At 65.3% G+C, this 18,241-nt stretch carries 14 protein-coding genes; 10 read left to right on the plus strand and 4 right to left on the minus strand.

Annotated features, from left to right (window positions below; translation table 11 throughout):
* Positions 1–4: 4 nt before the first annotated feature.
* A complete protein-coding gene (locus D3654_RS11035) occupies positions 5–1,225 on the minus strand; it encodes a sarcosine oxidase subunit beta family protein (protein ID WP_120521531.1) in 1,221 nt (406 codons plus the stop codon).
* Positions 1,222–2,565, minus strand: coding sequence for a serine hydroxymethyltransferase (gene glyA, locus D3654_RS11040; RefSeq protein ID WP_120521532.1), 1,344 nt, complete (start codon positions 2,563–2,565; stop codon positions 1,222–1,224). The genes D3654_RS11035 and glyA overlap by 4 nt, the downstream gene beginning before the upstream one ends.
* Positions 2,566–2,717: 152 nt before the next feature.
* Here glyA and D3654_RS11045 point away from each other — a divergent pair, with 152 nt between their 5' ends.
* Complete coding sequence (locus tag D3654_RS11045; RefSeq protein WP_120521533.1) at positions 2,718–3,389, plus strand: GntR family transcriptional regulator; 672 nt, start codon at positions 2,718–2,720, stop codon at positions 3,387–3,389.
* A gap of 338 nt (positions 3,390–3,727) precedes the next feature.
* Here D3654_RS11045 and D3654_RS11050 read toward each other — a convergent pair whose 3' ends face one another.
* Positions 3,728–4,306 (minus strand): hypothetical protein, encoded by a 579-nt coding sequence (locus D3654_RS11050; RefSeq protein WP_120521534.1) that lies wholly within the window; start codon positions 4,304–4,306, stop codon positions 3,728–3,730.
* Between the two features lie 190 nt (positions 4,307–4,496).
* On the opposite strand from D3654_RS11050, the gene D3654_RS11055 reads away from it, so the two are divergent.
* Entirely contained in the window at positions 4,497–5,078 is a 582-nt protein-coding gene (locus D3654_RS11055) for a GNAT family N-acetyltransferase (protein ID WP_120521535.1), read from the plus strand.
* 68 nt (positions 5,079–5,146) lie between these two features.
* A complete protein-coding gene (locus tag D3654_RS11060) occupies positions 5,147–5,956 on the plus strand; it encodes an IclR family transcriptional regulator (protein ID WP_120521536.1) in 810 nt (269 codons plus the stop codon).
* A 65-nt stretch (positions 5,957–6,021) separates the two neighbouring features.
* On the opposite strand, the gene D3654_RS11065 is transcribed toward D3654_RS11060, so the two are convergent.
* Positions 6,022–6,954: a LysR family transcriptional regulator gene (locus tag D3654_RS11065; protein WP_120521537.1), complete on the minus strand. Its 933-nt coding sequence runs from the start codon at positions 6,952–6,954 to the stop codon at positions 6,022–6,024.
* A gap of 160 nt (positions 6,955–7,114) precedes the next feature.
* On the opposite strand from D3654_RS11065, the gene D3654_RS11070 reads away from it, so the two are divergent.
* The 7 genes from D3654_RS11070 (at position 7,115) to D3654_RS11100 (ending at position 18,049) form a co-directional block, all read left to right on the plus strand.
* The gene (locus tag D3654_RS11070) at positions 7,115–8,419 is read left to right on the plus strand and encodes an aromatic ring-hydroxylating oxygenase subunit alpha (RefSeq protein ID WP_120521538.1); all 1,305 of its coding nucleotides are present in this window, start codon (positions 7,115–7,117) and stop codon (positions 8,417–8,419) included.
* On the plus strand, positions 8,416–9,825 hold the full coding sequence (locus D3654_RS11075; protein WP_120521539.1) for a ferredoxin reductase: 1,410 nt from the start codon (positions 8,416–8,418) through the stop codon (positions 9,823–9,825). The genes D3654_RS11070 and D3654_RS11075 overlap by 4 nt, the downstream gene beginning before the upstream one ends.
* 53 nt (positions 9,826–9,878) lie before the next feature.
* The gene (fdhA, locus tag D3654_RS11080) at positions 9,879–11,093 is read left to right on the plus strand and encodes a formaldehyde dehydrogenase, glutathione-independent (RefSeq protein ID WP_120521540.1); all 1,215 of its coding nucleotides are present in this window, start codon (positions 9,879–9,881) and stop codon (positions 11,091–11,093) included.
* 448 nt (positions 11,094–11,541) lie between these two features.
* On the plus strand, positions 11,542–13,401 hold the full coding sequence (locus D3654_RS11085; RefSeq protein ID WP_245413187.1) for a BCCT family transporter: 1,860 nt from the start codon (positions 11,542–11,544) through the stop codon (positions 13,399–13,401).
* Positions 13,402–13,404: 3 nt separating this feature from the next.
* Entirely contained in the window at positions 13,405–14,334 is a 930-nt protein-coding gene (purU, locus tag D3654_RS11090) for a formyltetrahydrofolate deformylase (RefSeq protein ID WP_120521542.1), read from the plus strand.
* A gap of 35 nt (positions 14,335–14,369) precedes the next feature.
* Positions 14,370–16,877, plus strand: a complete 2,508-nt coding sequence (locus tag D3654_RS11095; protein WP_120521543.1) for a GcvT family protein — start codon at positions 14,370–14,372, stop codon at positions 16,875–16,877.
* A 131-nt stretch (positions 16,878–17,008) separates the two neighbouring features.
* On the plus strand, positions 17,009–18,049 hold the full coding sequence (locus D3654_RS11100; protein WP_120521544.1) for an NAD(P)-dependent alcohol dehydrogenase: 1,041 nt from the start codon (positions 17,009–17,011) through the stop codon (positions 18,047–18,049).
* The last annotated feature ends 192 nt before the right edge of the window (positions 18,050–18,241 follow it).

Consider the following 18,241-nt stretch of genomic DNA (forward strand, 5'->3'; position numbering starts at 1 on the left):
GGTGTCAGTGGGCGACGGCGGCAGCGCCGTGTTCGTCGATCAGGGCACCGGTCTCGAAGCGCTCCAGCGAGAAGGGCTCGTTGAGCTTGTGCGGTGCTCCGGTGGCGATGGTGTGGGCGAAGGTCAGGCCGGCCGCGGGGGTTCCCTTGAAGCCGCCGGTGCCCCAGCCGCAGTTGACGAACATGTTCTCCACCGGGGTGGTGCCGACGATCGGCGAGGCGTCCATGGTGGTGTCCACAATGCCGCCCCAGGTGCGCAGCACGTGTGCCCGGGCGAAGATCGGGAAGAGTTCGACGGCGGCCGCCATCTGCTCTTCGATCACGTGGAAGGAACCGCGCTGGCCGTAGCCGTTGTAGGAGTCGACGCCGGCGCCCATCACCAGTTCGCCCTTGTGGGCCTGGGAGACGTAGACGTGCACGTGGTTGGACATGACCACCGTGGGGTGGACCGGCTCGTGCAATTCGGAGACCAGGGCCTGCAGCGGGTGGGACTGGATGGGGAGGCGGAAGCCCGCCATCTCGGCCAGGACACTGCTGTGGCCGGCGGCGCACAGGCCCACCTTTTCGGTGTTGATGGTGCCGCGGTTGGTCTTGACGCCCACCACGCGGTCGCCGTCCTTGAGGAAGCCGGTGACTTCGCAGTTCTGGATGATGTCCACGCCCAGCTCGTCGCACTTGCGGGCGAAGGCCCAGGCCACGTGGTCGTGCTTGGCGATGCCGGCGCGGGGCTGGTAGGTGGCGCCCATGACGGGGTAGCGGATGTTGTCGCTGACGTTCAGGATGGGGCAGAGTTCCTTGACCTGATCCGGCTCCAGCCATTCGGCGTCCACGCCGTTGAGCTTGTTGGCGCCCACGCGGCGCATGCTTTCGCGCACGTCGCCCAGGGTGTGGGCCAGGTTCATCACGCCGCGCTGGCTGAACAGGAAGTCGTATTCGAGTTCTTCCGGCAGCACCTCCCAGAGCTTAAGGGCGTGCTCGTAGATGGCGGCGCTCTCATCCCAGAGGTAGTTGGAGCGGATGATGGTGGTGTTGCGGGCCATGTTGCCGCCGGCCAGCCAGCCCTTTTCCAGGACGGCGATGTTGGTCATCCCGTGGTTCTTGGCCAGGAAGTACGCGGTGGCCAGGCCGTGCCCGCCGCCGCCGACAATCACGGCGTCGTAGGAGGACTTGGGCTCCGGGTTGCGCCAGAGGAAGTCCGGGTGCTCCGGGAGGTGGTCTGCGCTCACTGGGCTGCTCCAATCATTTCTGCTGCGAGTTCGGTGGCCGAACCAGCCGTGCCGAGGTGCGGGTAGAGGGGGAACTGTTCCGCGAGTGCGGTGACACGGTTGCGGAGTTCGACGGCGGTGTCCTCGCCGAGGGTGCCGTCGCCGGCGGCGGCGATGAGCGCCGTCGCGATGATGTCCGCCACTTCGGTGAATTCGGTGGCGCCGAAGCCACGGGCGGCGAGTGCCGGAGTGCCGATCCGCAGGCCGGAGGAGACCATCGGCGGGCGCGGGTCGAACGGGACGGCGTTGCGGTTGACAGTGATGCCGATCCGGTGCAGGGCGTCTTCGCCCTGCTGCCCGTTGAGTTCGGAGTTGCGCAGATCCACCAGGACCAGGTGCACATCGGTGCCGCCGCTGACTACGGAGATGCCGGCCCCGGCCACGTCGTCCTGCAGGAAGCGCTGGGCCAGGATCTTGGCGCCTTCCAGTACACGGACCTGGCGCTCCTTGAATTCAGGCTCGGAAGCGAACTTGAAGGCGACCGCTTTGGCAGCGATCACGTGCTCCAGCGGGCCGCCCTGCTGGCCGGGGAAGACTGCGGAGTTGACCTTCTTCGCGATGTCGGCGTCGTTGGTCAGGATCACGCCACCACGGGGGCCGCCCAGCGTCTTGTGCGTGGTGCTGGTGACGATGTGGGCGTGCGGCACGGGGCTCGGGTGCAGCCCTGCCGCTACCAGGCCGGCGAAGTGTGCCATGTCCACCATCAGGTAAGCACCCACCAGGTCGGCGATGCGGCGGAACTCGGCGAAGTCCAGCTGGCGGGAGTAAGCCGACCAACCGGCAACGATGAGCTGCGGCTTGTTCTCAAGTGCGAGGCGTTCAACCTCGGCCATGTCGATGGTGTGGGTGTCTTCGCGGACGCTGTACGGGACCACGTTGTAGAGCTTGCCGGAGAAGTTGATCCGCATGCCATGGGTGAGGTGGCCGCCATGGGCAAGGTTCAGGCCCATGATGGTGTCGCCCGGTGTGATCAGCGCGTGCATTGCCGCGGCGTTCGCCTGTGCGCCGGAGTGCGGCTGGACGTTCGCGTATTCGGCCCCGAAGAGGGACTTCAGGCGGTCGATCGCGAGTTGCTCGATGACGTCCACGTGCTCGCAGCCGCCGTAGTAGCGCTTGCCCGGGTAGCCCTCGGCGTACTTGTTGGTCAGCACCGAGCCCTGGGCCTGCATCACGGCAGTGGGGGCGAAGTTTTCGGAGGCGATCATCTCCAGGGTGGACTGCTGCCGGATGAGCTCCTGCGCAATCGCCTGATCGACTTCCGGGTCAGCCTCGGCCAGCGGGCGGATCAGCGGTTCAACCATGCTCAAGCTCCTTCGGATTCCTTGTCGTCACCAACTGTTAGGCAACTGATATATCAGAACTGCATTCATGGTATGTTGTAAATCACAGGAACGTCAACAGTCCATCGCAAGTCTTCTGCGCAAGGATTGAATGACTGCAAGCGGAGAGAGCAATGAGCACTGTTTTGGAAGCACTGGACTCCGGTCCCCAGGGCGCATCCTTGGCCGAACACGCCTACCTGCTCCTGCGGGACCGCCTCATCATGCTGGACATCAAGCCGGGCGATCCGATCAATGACGGCCACATCGCGGGCGAACTCGGCATCGGCCGCACGCCCGTCCGCGAGGCCATCAAGCGACTCGAGAGCGACCACCTTGTGGTGTCCTACCCGCGGCGCGGCACCTTCGCCACCGGTGTGGACATCACCCAACTGGCCGACGTCTCGGAAATCCGCGAACTCCTCGAACCCTTGGCCGCCCGCAGGGCTGCCCGGATGGCCGGTCCCAACTTGCGGGAGGAACTGCGGGATATTGCTGCCACCATCGGCGAGCTCGAGGAAGGCAAGGCCGGGCAGCAGGAACTCATGCGCTACGACATCCAGGTCCACCGGCTCATCTACAAGGCCGCGGCGAACCCGCACCTGGAAGACGTGCTGATCCGCTACGACAACCTGGCCACCCGGATCTGGTGCTACATGCTTGAGAAAATGCCCTCGGTCACCGGACACATCGCCGAGCACGTCGACCTGCTCAATGCCATCGCCGACGGCGACGAAGAGAAAGCCGCCGCGTTGGCACTGCACCACGTGACGAGCTTCGAGGAAACGGTCCGCAAGGTCCTCTAGGGCTTGCTATTTCCTGTTTGAGCGGCGCGGCCACTTCACGTTCATCAACAGCAAACCCAGCAGGAGTGCGTCAATCGTCATTATCGCGCCCATGAGGTAGGCCCATCCGGCCATCATGCCCCTGGCACCTCCCCTCGATCCCGCGGACTCCGGCGAGCATCGGATCGGAAGAGGCACGTAGGAATTCCGCACATGTCAATCTCCTGACCCGCCCCCAGCCACTCGATTGTCTTCCAAGTGTGGCACGGCCGGGGCCGATCCGGAACGGATTTTGCCGGGCAAACCCCGGCCGCCGGCAAGCCGGGACTCCTGGACGGCCGGGCCTGCCCGGCACGGCTTTACCGGCCTCCTCCCCCGATCACCCCTTTCTCCACGGCCTTCGTGACGGCGTCCGCCTCGGCCTGCGTGAGCGTCCCGTCGTCCACCGCCTTGTCCAGCCTCGTCTTCAGGGCCGCCGCCCGCTCCGCCTGGGCCGCGCTGCGGATCTCCGTCAGTGCCGCGGTGACCTTGGCTTCGTCGATGCCGAGCTTCCCGGCCAGGGACTTGGCCAGGGCTGCATCCATGGCCGCACGGTCCGGCCTGGTTTCCGTGGAGCCTTCCGCCGGCGGCGCCGACGGCTTGTTGGCCTCGCGGAACGCCTGGAGCGCCTCGGTCACCTTGGCTTCCTCGACCCCGAGTTTGGAGGCCAGTTCCGCCGCGAGCCGGCCGCGGTCGCCCTGGTGTCCGCCGTGGCGGCCGAAGCCGCCACCCGGAGCGGTGCCGTCAGCAGGCGCGGTGCTTTCCGCCGTCGTGCCCGAACCGGTGGTGCCGGGGCTGGGAGTGCTTGCCGCGGTGGCCACGCTGGTGACGCCCAGTCCGGCGCCGAGCGCGAGGGCACCGGCCGCCACGCCGAGTGTGATTTTCTTTGTACTTGCCATGGATCGTCTCCTCATTCCGCCGCATGGAACGGCTCTCTGGCGGGGGCGGGATGCCACCGTCCTTCCAGCATCCGCGCCGGACTTCGGCGGCTGCTTTCCGGAAGCTGTCAGTGGGCTGTGAAAACGGCCTCCACCCTGTGAACCCCGGGGATGGCTAGGATCGATAGCAGGAGACGAGAGGACAGAGCGCATGGCCATCGAAGTCCGCGCTGCACGGCAGTTCGAGGACGTCCGCACGCTGGTCGGGCCCAAGCAACGGCCGGATGCGAACGTGTGCTGGTGCCTGAGCTACCGCGTCACGCCGAAACAGAACCTGGCCCTGCAGGGCCTGCAGCGCGGCGAGTTCGTCAGGCAACTCACCGCCGAGCGGATCCCGCCGGGGGTCCTGGCGTACGACGGCGACGAGCCGGTCGGGTGGGCGGCCGTCCATCCGCGGTCGGACACCAGTTTTGCCCGGAGCAGGAAGATCCCGCAGGTGGACGAACTGCCGGTGTGGTCGGTCTGGTGCATCCGGGTGCGGCCCGGGTACCGCGGCAAGGGCATTTCGCACCGGCTGCTGGAGGGGGCCGTAGAGTTCGCGCGCAGCAACGGTGCCCCGGCGATCGAGGGCTACCCGGTGGACAACGGAGGCGGAAAGGTGGACCTGACCATGGCCTACGTGGGCACCCGGAAGCTCTTCGAGGACGCCGGCTTCAGCAAGGCCGCCGACACGGACTCCGTCATCAACGGCTTCCCCCGCATCCTGATGCGGCTTGACCTGCGAGCCCATTGACACAATGTATCGAGCGTCACACTCCCGTGGCGCATCCATTAGCCGGAAACGACCTGAGAGTATGGAGCATGGTTTCGAACGTTGACCCCGAAGCGGATACCGAGTCCGACGGCGGCCAGTCCAGCGGTGTGCAATCCGTGGACCGGGCACTCGCAGTGCTGGAGATCCTGGCCAGGGACGGCCACGCCGGCGTGAGCGAGATCGCCGAGGAAATGGGCATCCACAAGTCCACCGTGTCCCGCTTGCTAGGGTCCCTGGTCAACCGGGAAATGGTCCACCAGAACAGCGAACGCGGCAAGTACCAGCTGGGCTTCGGTATCCTGCGGCTGGCCAGCTCCATTCCCGGGCGGCTCAGCCTGGTGCGGGAGGCACGCCCGGTCTTGGAAGCACTCGCCGAGGAATTCAAGGAGACGGTCAATCTAGCCGTGCTCCGGTCCAACTTCGCCGTCAATGTGGACCAGGCCATGGGGCCTTCCACCCTCGCCACCTACGACTGGGTGGGTAGCCTGACCCCGTTGCACGCCACGTCGAGCGGCAAGGTCCTGCTGGCCGCGCTGCCTGCGGACGAGCGCGCACGGATCCTGAAGGAAACAGGACTGCCGGCACGCACGCCGCGCACCATTACGGACAGGAAGATACTCGAAACCCAGTTGCTTGATGTCGCACGCCAGGGTTATGGCGTAGTCAGGGAGGAATTCGAGATCGGCCTGAACTCGATGTCGGTGCCGGTCTACAACCACGTGGGCGTCGTTATCGGGGCCGTCAGTATCTCCGGACCCATATTCCGCTTCGACCCGGAAAAGGAGCCGGGACTCCTGGACGGGCTCAAGGAAGCCGGGCTGAGGATCAGCGCGCGGATGGGCTACACCCACCGCTGATTCGCCGGCCTTCATACTGAGGATGAATGCCGGCGCCAAGCGTCAGGACACCGTGCCGGTAATGCCTAGAGATCCTCTTCGAGCCGGGCCGTGAGGATCCGGTTGGCGTTGGCCTGCAGGATGCCGAGCGACTCCTGGATCAGGGGCGAGGCGATGCTGCCCCTGCGCACCGCAGCGACAATGCGGCGCGCGGGTTTCGCCTTGCCTGTAATGCGCAGCCGAACCACGTTCTCGGCGCCACGCAAGGGCGCCAGCCGCGGCAGCAGTCCGACGCCCAGCCCCGCACCAACGAACGCGATTTGGGTTTCCCATTCAACGGCCTCATGCGCAATCCGCGGCGTCGCCCCGACTGCCGTGAACGCCGCAGTGAAGAGGGAATGGTAGGTGGACCCAGCGGCTTCCGTGATCCAGGGTTCCGATGACAACTCTTCAAGCGTCACTGTTTCCCGCGATGCCAGCGGATGGTTGGCGGGAATGATCACATCCAGCGGATCGTCGAGCAGGACTGTCTGCTCGAAGCGCGGATCATCCTCACCATAAGTCTCGGACTGCATGGCGACAATGACCGCAAGGTCGATTCGCTCCGCAACCAACAACTCGAAGCAACGCGCCGGATCGGCCTCAAGAACCTGCACCTCCAGCTCGGGGCGTGTGGAGCGCAAGGCGGCGGCAAGCGGCGCGAGCAGCTGGGCGGCTGCAGTGGAGAATCCGCCGAGGCCAAAGCGGGGCTGCACTTGGTCGCCGGCCTCCATCGCTGCGGCGCGCAGGCTCTCCCATTGGGCAATGAGGGGATCCGAGCCCGCCACCAGGAAGCGGCCCGTGGCGGTCAGCCGCACACCCCGGCCGTCCTTCGTCAACAGCTGCATTCCAAGCACGCGCTGGAGCTCCCGCAACTGCGCGGATACGGCGGAAGGTGAATAGCCCGTGAGTTCCGCGGTTGCGCCTATGGTGCCGCACTGGGCAAAAACTCGAAGTGTGATGAGCCTCGCATCGATCATGCATCTATTTTGCATGGTTATCTTCAAATTCTTGCGCTTTTGTTGCAGCACAAGTGACCCTAATCTCATTCAGTACAAGGTCTTCGACCACGCCGCTTGCACCCTGCGCCCGTGATCGACACGCAACACCCATTTACCCATGCCTCCCGGGAGGAAACCCATGACTGCTTCAGTGAACGTGCCCCTCAATTCACGCGGAAAGCTCGCTTCAACATTGCCCGCCGAGCAGCTGGCAGAGATCACCGCGTTGTTTGAGTTCCGGCGCACCGGCTACTCCCTCGATGCCCCCTTCTACACCGACCCCACGATCTTCAGCCTCGACATGGAGGCCATTTTCGGCCAGCACTGGATCTTCGCAGCCAGCACCGCTGAACTGCCCGAGCCGGGGGACTACGTCACCGTCGACTACGGCCCCTACTCCCTGATCGTGCTGCGCAATGACGACGGCGGCGTGAACGTCCTGCACAACGTGTGCCGCCACCGCGGTGCCCGCGTCCTGACCGAGGCCACCGGCTCCACCGGAAACCTGGTCTGCGGCTACCACTCCTGGACCTACTCCCCCGAGGGCAACCTGATCCACGCCTCCGCACCAGGTGAGGCGAAGTTCGACAAGAACTGCTTCGCGCTCAAGCGCGCCCACGGCCGCGAAGTCGCCGGCCTCATCTTCGTCTGCATCGCGAACGAACCGCCCACCGACTTCGACGAAACCTCCAAAATCTTCGAGCCCTACCTCGCGCCCCACGAACTGGCTAAGACGAAGATCGCCTACCAGCAGAACATCATCGAAGAGGGCAACTGGAAGCTCGTCATGGAGAACAACCGTGAGTGCTACCACTGCGACGGGCACCCGGAACTCGCCTGCTCCCTCTTCCCCACCTGGGGCCTGACCGAGGGCCTCATCCCCACCCACCTCGAGGAAGTGTGGGACCGCAACAAGCAGGCTCAAGCCGATCTCGAGGAGCGCTGCCGCCGCTACGGCCTTCCCTACGAGGTGGTCGAGGAGCTAGATACCCGTGTCGCGGGCATCCGCATTTCCCGTGAAGCGCTCGACGGAGATGGCGAATCATTCTCCGCCGATGGGCGCCGGCTCTCCAAGAAGCTGCTCGGCGACCTGCGCGACTTCCGCCTCGGCCGCTGCTCGATGCACCTCCAGCCCAACAGCTGGTTCCACTTCATGGGCGACCACGTCATCACCTTCGGCGTCTTCCCCATCAACGAGCACCAGACCCTCGTCCGGACCACCTGGTTGGTAGCCGACGACGCCGTGGAAGGCGTTGACTACGACCTGGACAAGCTCACCTACGTGTGGAAGCAGACGAACATCCAGGACAAGGCGTTCGTGGAACTGTGCCAGCAGGGTGCCGCCAGCCCCGCTTATGAACCCGGCCCCTACATGAAGAGCGAATACCAGGTAGAAGCATTCATCAACTGGTACGTGCAGCGCGTGCAGGAGCACTTGGCATGATTGAGCTCCTCCCCGAAACGGCAATCCTGGAACCACAGCGCATCCGCGGTCTTGAGATGCCATGGAACAGGGTGATGGGCGGCACCGAGGTGCCAGCCCGCGCCGCCCACGCCTTGGGCCCCTGGCACCCCCAGGAGTTCATGGCCGAATGCGTCGAGACCGTTCACGAGGCCGGCGGCATCATGACCTTCGTGTTCCGCCGCTCCGACGGTGCGCCCCTGGCGTTCCGCGCGGGCCAGTACGTGAACGTCGCCTTCCCGGTGAATGGCGAGGACCAGGAACCCGTGGACCGCAGCTACTCGCTGTCCAGTTCGCCGACGCAGCCGTGGACCTTCAGCATCAGCGTCAAGCGCGACGCCACGGGACAGGTCTCGCCCTGGGTCCACGACAACGTCAAGCCCGGCACCGTACTTGAGATGCTCGGACCGGTGGGGGCATTCCACCTGCCCGACGCCGACCGCCGGGCACGGTACCTCCTGCTCGCCGCCGGCGCGGGCATCACCCCCATCATGTCGATGGTGCGGACCATCCACTCCCTGCCGGGACTGGCAGATGTCGTGGTGCTCTACCACGGCTCGGACGCCGGAGGCTTCGCCTTCGACCGGGAGTTGGCCTACATCGCTTCCGTGGATTCGCGCTTCAGGGTCTTCTACTCCCTGGGCGACCGCGGCCGGCCCGTGGACTGGGAAGGGCTCAGTGGAAGGCTGTCGGCGGCCATGCTCAACGAGGTGGCCCCGGATGCCAACGGCCGCCAGGTCTACGCCTGCGGCCCCGAGGGGTACCTGAACGGCGCCACCGAGCTCCTCAAGGAGGTGGGCGTTGACGACACCTCCATCTACATGGAGTTCTTTTCGGGCGACCGCCAGACGCTCCTTGAGTACCAGGCGGAGCTCGCCCTGGCCGAAAACCTCGCAGAGGAAATCGCCGAGGAAATCGCAGAATCCGCCGAGGACTACTTCGAGAGCCAGCCGGCAGCGTTCGGGCTCTACGAGCCCGGCTACGACGCGGACGGCCCCCTGCAGGCCTCGGGGCTGCCGCTGGAACCCGTCGTTCCGGATGCACCCGCTTCCGAAGCCTCCGACGGCGGGGCGGAGCCTGAGACCGTCATTCCTGATGCCTCCAGCTTCAACACGGTCGGAACGGGCAGCCTCACCATGTCCTTCCTTCGCACCGGCGTCAATGTGCGGATCGACCCCACCGAGCACATCCTCGAAGTGGCACAGCGTGCGGGCGTCAGGATCGGCGCGAACTGCAAGGAAGGCATGTGCGGATCCTGCAAGGTCGTCAAGCTTTCCGGAGAGATCGAGATGAACCACCAGGGCGGGATCCGGGCAAGGGAAATCTCTGCGGGCAAGTTCCTGCCCTGCTGCTCCACCGCGCAGACGGACCTGGTGATCGACGCCTGACCGGCGCCGCACCCTTCAATTGACTCAACCTACTTCACAGAAGGAGCCATTCAATGTCAGGCAACAAAGCCGTTGCATACAAGGCGCCGGGAATCGTAGAAATCATCGATACCCCGTATCCCACCTTTGAACTCAGGGAAGGCCCGGGCGTTAATCCCATCAACGTCGGCCGGAAGGTCCCGCACGGGGTCATTCTGCGCACCGTGAGCACCAACATCTGTGGCTCGGACCAGCACATGGTCCGCGGCCGCACCACCGCCCCGGCCGGTCTCGTCCTGGGGCACGAGATCACCGGCGAAGTCATCGAGACCGGGCCCGACGTCGAGTTCATCAAGGTCGGGGACATCGTCTCGGTCCCCTTCAACATCTCCTGCGGACGCTGCCGGAACTGCAAGGAAGGTAAGACGGGGATCTGCCTGAACGTGAACCCGGACCGTCCGGGGTCTGCCTACGGCTATGTCGACATGGGCGGATGGGTAGGAGGGCAGGCGGAGTACGTGCTGGTCCCCTACGCAGACTGGAACCTGCTGCGGTTCCCCGACCGGGACCAGGCCTTGGAGAAGATCATGGACCTGACCATGCTCTCCGACATCCTCCCAACCGGATTCCACGGCGCCGTCACCGCAGGTGTCGGCGTCGGGTCCACCGTCTATGTTGCCGGTGCCGGCCCCGTGGGGCTTGCCGCAGCGGCCAGCGCCCAACTGCTGGGTGCCGCAGTGGTCATTGTCGGAGACCTCAATGAGGACCGCCTGGCCCAGGCCCGGTCCTTTGGCTGCGAAACCGTCAATGTAGCCAACGGCGACCCTGCTGACCAGATCGAGCAGCTCCTCGGCGTCCGGGAGGTCGACGCTGGAATCGACGCTGTCGGTTTCGAGGCCCGCGGACACGGCCACGGTGCCCAGGAGGCGCCGGCCACCGTGCTCAATTCGCTGATGGACATCACCGCTGCGGGCGGTTCCGTGGGCATTCCTGGCCTTTACGTCACCGGGGACCCGGGTGCTGCGGACGACGCGGCCAAGAAGGGCAGCCTGTCCCTGTCCTTGGGCACCGGCTGGGCAAAGTCCCTTTCCTTCGCAACCGGCCAATGCCCGGTGATGAAGTACAACCGGCAACTGATGATGGCGATCCTGCACGACAGGATCCACATCGCCAAGGCCGTCAATGCCAAGTCGATTTCGCTCGACGAGGCCCCGCAGGGGTACGCGGAATTCGATGCCGGAGCCGCCACGAAGTATGTCCTCGACCCGAACGGCTACCTCAGCAACTAATCCGAGGCAAGGAAGGGCTTTCTAGACAGCCACGACAGAGCGGTCGGTGCACCACCCCGTGCCATGCCGGGTGGTACACCGGCCGCGTCGTCTTTAACCGGCGCGAAGACGCTTAATGCGCAACAGGAAGCGCTATTTGGAAAGCGTGATCCCATACCCGGCACGTGCCATCGGGCTGCAAATGCGAAGGAAACAGAGCGAAAAGCTCTTGACAAGCCCTGTGAGCTGCGCCACGCTGTTGCATATTACGAAGTCTGTTGATCACTACGGAACATCCCCCGCACCCAAACCTCCCCCAACCTCCCGCCCGGCCCGACAGTGAAGGGCCACTTTCAAACCCTCTTTCTGAGCACAGGCAAAGGACTCCCCAATGACTTTGAATAGCGAGATAGACCAAGACGGCGAGATGATAGAGCGACAAGCTGAACTGAACGAAGCAGCCATGACAATGCAGAACGAACATGAGCTGGAGCCTGAGCAGGACAGCGACAGCGAACTCAGCCGTCAGATCCTGCAGGAACTCCGCCAGACGAAAACCGAGCAGGCAGTCACCGAACGCCGCAACCGCAAGCTTGTCCTGGACAAGGTCACATTCGGAATCACCGGGGTGATCGCGATCGCGTTCGTCCTCTGGGGATTCCTCGGCAGGGACAGCCTGGCTGCCACCTCCACAAGCGTCCTCGGCTGGGTCATGGAGTACACCGGCTGGCTCTTTATGGTCCTGGCATCCCTCTTTGTGGTGTTCATCCTCTGGCTTGCACTTGGCAAGTTCGGCAACATCCCGCTGGGCAAGGACGGCGAAAAGCCCGAGTACCGCACCGTCTCCTGGGTGGCCATGATGTTCGCCGCCGGCATGGGCATCGGACTCATGTTCTACGGCGTGGCCGAGCCGCTCTACCACTTCATCTCGCCGCCCCCGGGAACAGTGGACGGCCAGACTCCGGAGGCGATCCAGACGGCCATGGCCACCTCGATCTTCCACTGGACCCTGCACCCGTGGGCGATGTACGCCGTCGTGGGCATCGCCATGGCCTACGGAACGTACCGCCTGGGCCGCCGCCAGCTCATTTCCGTCGCGTTCACCTCGATTTTCGGCGTGCGCGCCGTTGAGGGGCCTGTGGGCAAGTTCATCAACATCCTGGCCATCTTCGCGACGCTCTTCGGGACCGCCGCGTCGCTGGGCCTGGGCACCCTGCAGATCGGCAGCGGCATCACCTCCAACGGCTGGGCCGGCGAAATCGGCACCCCGATCCTTGTGGTGATCGTGGCCATCCTGACCTTCTGCTTCGTGGCCTCCGCCGTGTCCGGCATCAGCCGCGGCATCCAGTGGCTGTCCAACATCAACATGGTCCTGGCCGTCATCCTGGCACTCATCGTCTTCGTCGCCGGCCCCACCCTGTTCATCCTCAACCTGATCCCCTCGGCCGTGGGCGACTACATCCGCGACCTCGCAACCATGTCCTCCCGCACCGAGGCCGTGGGCGACGAAGCCCTGCGCGCCTGGATGTCCGGCTGGACCATCTTCTACTGGGCATGGTGGATCTCCTGGACGCCCTTCGTGGGCCTGTTCATCGCCCGCATCAGCCGCGGCCGTACCATCCGCCAGTTCGTCACCGGCGTACTCCTCGTGCCGAGCGTTGTGTCCATCATCTGGTTCGGCATCTTCGGCGGCACCGCCTTCCACATCCAGCAGGAAGCTGACAAGACCGCCAGCCCGGCGGACGGCATCGCCAAAATGGTCGACGGCGTAGCCACCATCAACTTCGACGGCGCCCTTTTCGACCTGGTCAAGAACCTGCAGATGCCGGGCTGGGCCATCTCGGCAGTGATCGTGCTGGCCATGGTCCTGGTGGCGATCTTCTTCATCACGGGCGCCGACGCGGCCTCGATCGTGATGGGCTCGCTCAGCTCCAACGGTGCCGAGGAGCCGCGCCGGGGAGTTGTGATCTTCTGGGGAACCCTCACCGGTGCGGTAGCGGCGGTCATGCTCCTTGCCGGCGGTGACCAGCCGTCCGAAGCACTCTCCGGGCTGCAAAGGATCACCATTGTGGCGGCCCTGCCGTTCGTCCTGGTGATGCTCCTCCTCTGCATCGCCCTCACCCGGGACCTGCGCCGGGACCCGCTTTCCCTCCGACGGCGGCTGGCGGACTCGGTAGTGGAACGTGCCATCCGCAGCGGCGTGGACCAGCACGGCGGCGTCCAGTTCGATCTCGTTACCAAGCACCAATGCGATCAGAACTGTTCGGACGACGACCGCTGTGCGGCTTCCCCCGCTGACAACGAATCCCTTACAAAGAACCAGGAGTAGACCATGACCACAGTCCTCGAAGGCCGCCCCACCGGCGGCGCAACAGCAGAAGCCGGCGCCGTGGCCAACGTTCGCGGTACGAGCACCGCACAGTACGTCCTTACCCTTGCGTGCCCGGAGCGCCCCGGAATCGTCCGGGCCATCACCGGCTTCCTCGCCGACCGGGGCTTCGACATTGTTGAACACCAGCAGTTCGATGACCACATGAGCGGCAAGCTCTACCTGCGCACGGCCTTCACTCCGGGGGACAACGACGTCTCCGCGGAAAGCCTCAGCGCCGAGTTCGCAGCCGTCGCCGATGAGTTCGACATGGAGTTCGCCATCCACGACGGCCGCCCCCAGCGCCTGCTGGTGATGGTCTCGAAGTTCGGCCACTGCCTCAACGACCTCATCTTCCGGTGGCGCGCCGGCAGCCTGGGCGCGGAGATCGCCGTCGTGGTTTCCAACCACGAGGACCTTCGCCCGATGGCGGAAGCCGCAGGCCTGCCGTTCATCCACGTCCCGATCACCGCGGACACCAAGCCCCAGGCCGAGGCACGCCTGCTGGAACTGGTCGAGGAATACCAGGCAGACCTGGTGGTCCTGGCACGCTACATGCAGGTGCTCTCGGACGATCTCACCACCAAGCTCCGCGGCCGCGCCATCAATATCCACCATTCCTTCCTGCCCGGATTCAAGGGCGCCAAGCCCTACCACCAGGCCTACGACCGCGGCGTGAAGCTCATCGGAGCCACCGCCCACTACGTCACCGCAGACCTGGACGAGGGCCCGATCATCGAGCAGGAAGTGTTCCGCGTGGACCACAGTCTGGACCCGAACGCCCTGGTCACGGTCGGCAGGGACGCCGAATCCCAGGCACTGTCCCGGGCAGTGAAGTGGCACTGCCAGCACCGGGTCCTGCTCAACAACACCCGCACCGTCGTCTTCCGCTAAACGCGAACGCCAAGCCAACAGGAGAAATAACACCCATGAGCGCATCACCACGCGTCGTCATCATCGGCGCCGGCATTGTCGGCACCAACCTCGCGGATGAACTGTCCAGCCGCGGCTGGACCAACGTCACCGTCGTTGAGCAGGGCCCGCTGGAACTTGCCGGCGGCTCCACCTCGCACGCGCCGGGCCTGGTGTTCCAGAACAACGGATCCAGGACCATGACCGAATTCGCCACGTACACGGTGAACAAGCTGCTCTCCCTGAGCAAGGACGGCCAGTCCTGCTTCAACCAGGTGGGCGGCCTGGAACTGGCAACCACCCCGGAGCGCCTCGCCGAACTGAAGCGCAAGATGGGCATCATGACCTCCTGGGGCGTCGAAAGCCGCATCATCGACGCCGATGAGTGCGAAAAGATCTACCCCCTCCTGAACACCGGCAAGCTCACCGGCGACCGCGAGGTCCTGGGCGGCCTGCTCATCCCCACCGACGGCCTGGCCCTGGCAGCCCGCGCGGTGCAGCTGCTGATCGAGCGCTCCGGAGAGCGCGGCGTGACCTTCATCGGCAACACCACCGTCACCGGCATCGCCCAGGAGGGCGGCAAGGTAACTGGCGTCGAAACCAACACCGGAGTGATCCCGGCCGACATCGTGGTCTCCTGTGCCGGTTTCTGGGGCCGTGAGCTCGGCAAGCTGGTGGGCCTGGAAGTCCCGCTGCTCCCGCTGGCCCACCAGTACGTCGTCACCACCCCCCTGGCCGAGCTCGAGGGCGTCAACGAACTCCCCAAGGGCGCCACCAAGCCGATCCTGCGCTACCAGGACAAGGACCTGTACTACCGCGAGTGGGGCAACAAGATCGGCATCGGCAGCTACGCCCACCGCCCCATGCCGGTGGACATGTCCGTCCTGCCGAAGGTGTCCTCCGAGGAAATGTCGGACCACAAGATGCCCTCCCGCCTGGAGTTCACCCTGGAAGACTTCCTGCCCGCGTGGGAAGACAGCCAGGACCTGCTGCCGGCCCTGCGCAGCACGGCGATCGAGGACGGCTTCAACGGCATCTTCTCCTTCACCCCGGACGGCGGCCCGCTGATCGGCGAGCACCCGGACCTCACCGGCTTCTGGGTAGCCGAGGCCGTCTGGGTCACGCACTCCTCCGGTGTGGCCAAGGCCGTGGCCGAGCTCCTCGTCGAGGGCCGCTCCCGCACGGACCTGCACGGCACCGAGCTCACCCGCTTCGAGAAGGTGCAGACCTCGGACGCCTACGTCAGCGAAACCTCTCAGCAGAACTTCGTGGAGATCTACGACATCCTGCACCCGCTGCAGCCCAGGGTGTCCCCGCGTGACGTCCGCGTGAGCCCCTTCAACGTCCGCCAGAAGGAACTGGGCGCCTTCTTCCTGGAGTCCGCCGGCTGGGAGCGTCCGCACTGGTTCGAGGCCAACCGCGGCCTGCTCGAGGAACTGCCCGCCGAATGGCAGGCGCCGGAGCGCGACTCCTGGTCCACCATGTTCCACTCCCCCATCTCCGCAGCGGAAGCATGGCGGACGCGTACCGCCGTCGGGCTCTATGACATGACGCCGCTCAAGCGGCTCCAGGTTGTGGGCCCCGGCGCCGAGGCCCTGCTGCACCGCCTCAGCACCGGAAACATCACCAAGAAGCCCGGCGCTGTCACCTACTGCCTGCTGCTGGAGCACGACGGCGGCATCCGCAGTGACGTGACGGTTGCGCGCCTCGAGGAGGAGAAGTTCCAGCTGGGCGTCAACAGCAACGTGGACTTCGACTACCTGCGTGTGGAAGCCCGCAAGCAGTCGGCCGCAGATCCGTCCCAGTGGGCGCACGTCAGCGACATCACCGGCAGCACCTGCTGCATCGGCCTGTGGGGTCCGCTGGCCCGCGAGGTCATCGGCAAGCTCAGCAGCGACGACCTCAGCAACGACGGCCTGAAGTACTTCCGTACCAAGGAAATCTCCGTGGGCGGCATTCCTGTCAGCGCCTGGCGGCTGTCCTACGTGGGTGAACTCGGCTGGGAGCTCTACACCACCGCCGAGTACGGCCTGAAGCTCTGGGACCTGCTCTTCGAAGCGGGCCAGGAGTTCGGCATCGTTGCCGCCGGCCGCGGCGCGTTCAACAGCATGCGCCTGGAGAAGGGCTACCGCCTCTGGGGCACGGACATGCACACCGAGCACGATCCCTACCAGTCCGGCCTGGGCTTCTCCGTGGCCAAGGGCAAGGAAGGTTTCGTGGGTGCCGAGGCACTGGCCGTCCGCAAGGAAGAACCGGCCGCCAAGACGCTGCGCTGCCTGACCATCGACGACGGCACCTCGATCGTGCTGGGCAAGGAACCGGTGTACGTCGGCGGCGAAGCTGCCGGATACGTCACCAGCGCCGCATACGGCTTCACCATCCACAAGCCGATCGCCTACGCCTGGCTGCCCACCGCCGTCGGCGTCGGCGATTCCGTGGAGATCGAGTACTTCGGTGAGCGCATCCCGGCAACCGTGACCGCCGAACCGCTGTACGATCCCGCCATGGAGCGCATCCGCGGCTAATCCCCACCGCCTCCCTGAACTCGCTCCGCTCGTTCAGGGAACCCTGGCGGTGTGGGCCCACGCCTATTCCCGATCTGAGGGGTACAGACAGGGCCTCCCTCGGCCCGTCTGTACCCCTTAGTGTTTTAAACATGATTACTGCCAAGGCTTACGCTGCTACATCCGCTACGGAACCCCTTGTCCCCACCACCATTGAGCGCCGCGAACTCGGTCCGAACGACATCCTGATCGACATCAAGTTCGCCGGCATCTGCCACTCCGACATCCACACCGTCCGCGGCGACTGGGGCGCTGTCCCCTACCCGCTCACGCCTGGCCACGAAATTGCCGGCGTCGTCTCCGCTGTGGGCAGCGGTGTGTCCCGCCACAAGGTCGGCGACCGGGTCGGCGTCGGCTGCCTGGTCAACTCATGCCGCGAATGCGAGCAGTGCCTGGCCGGGCAGGAACAGGACTGCCTGAACGGCAATGTGGGCACCTACGCCGCCACCGACCGCGACGGCACCATCACCCAGGGCGGCTACTCCAGCCAGGTGGTGGTGGACGCGGACTTCGCCGTGCGGATCCCCGAAGGCCTGGACCTCGACGTCGCCGCTCCGCTGCTGTGCGCCGGCATCACCACCTACTCGCCGCTGCGCCGCTGGGGCGCCGGCCCGGGCAAGAAGGTCGCCGTGATCGGCCTCGGCGGGCTCGGCCACATGGCCGTCAAGCTGGCCCACGCCATGGGCGCCGAGGTCACCGTGCTGTCCCAGTCGCTCAAGAAGCAGGAAGACGGCCTCCGCCTGGGCGCCGACCACTACTACGCCACGAGCGATTCCTCCACGTTCGAGGACCTGGCCGGCACGTTCGACCTGATCATCAACACCGTCAGCGCCGTCATCTCCCTGGACGACTACATGCGCCTGGTCAAGCCGCACGGCGCCCTGGTGTGCGTGGGTGCGCCGGGCGAGCCGCTGGACCTGCGCATCTTCAGCCTGATCGTGGGCGGCAAGACCCTGGCCGGCTCCAACATCGGCGGCATCGCCGAGACCCAGGAGATGCTCGACTTCTGCGCCGAACACGGCATCGGGGCCGAAATCGAGGTCATCCCGGCAGAGAAGATCAACGAAGCCTACGAACGCGTCCTCGCCTCGGACGTGCGCTACCGCTTCGTGATCGACACGGCCACGCTGTAGGGGCTTGCTGAGGGCGCTTCACCCAGCGCCGGATTTCCGCCAGCGCCAAGGCGGTCCGCGCGCCTTTTCTGCCAGCCCAAACGTTGTTTGCCCGCCGAAATTTCAGCGTGTGATGTCTCAGGACATCGTGGACATTTCTGTCTCAGGACATTGTGGACACTTGGGTGGGTTGTTTCCGGGCTTTGACCTGGC

This window comes from Arthrobacter celericrescens (genome assembly GCF_003614925.1).
GTDB lineage: Bacteria > Actinomycetota > Actinomycetes > Actinomycetales > Micrococcaceae > Arthrobacter > Arthrobacter celericrescens.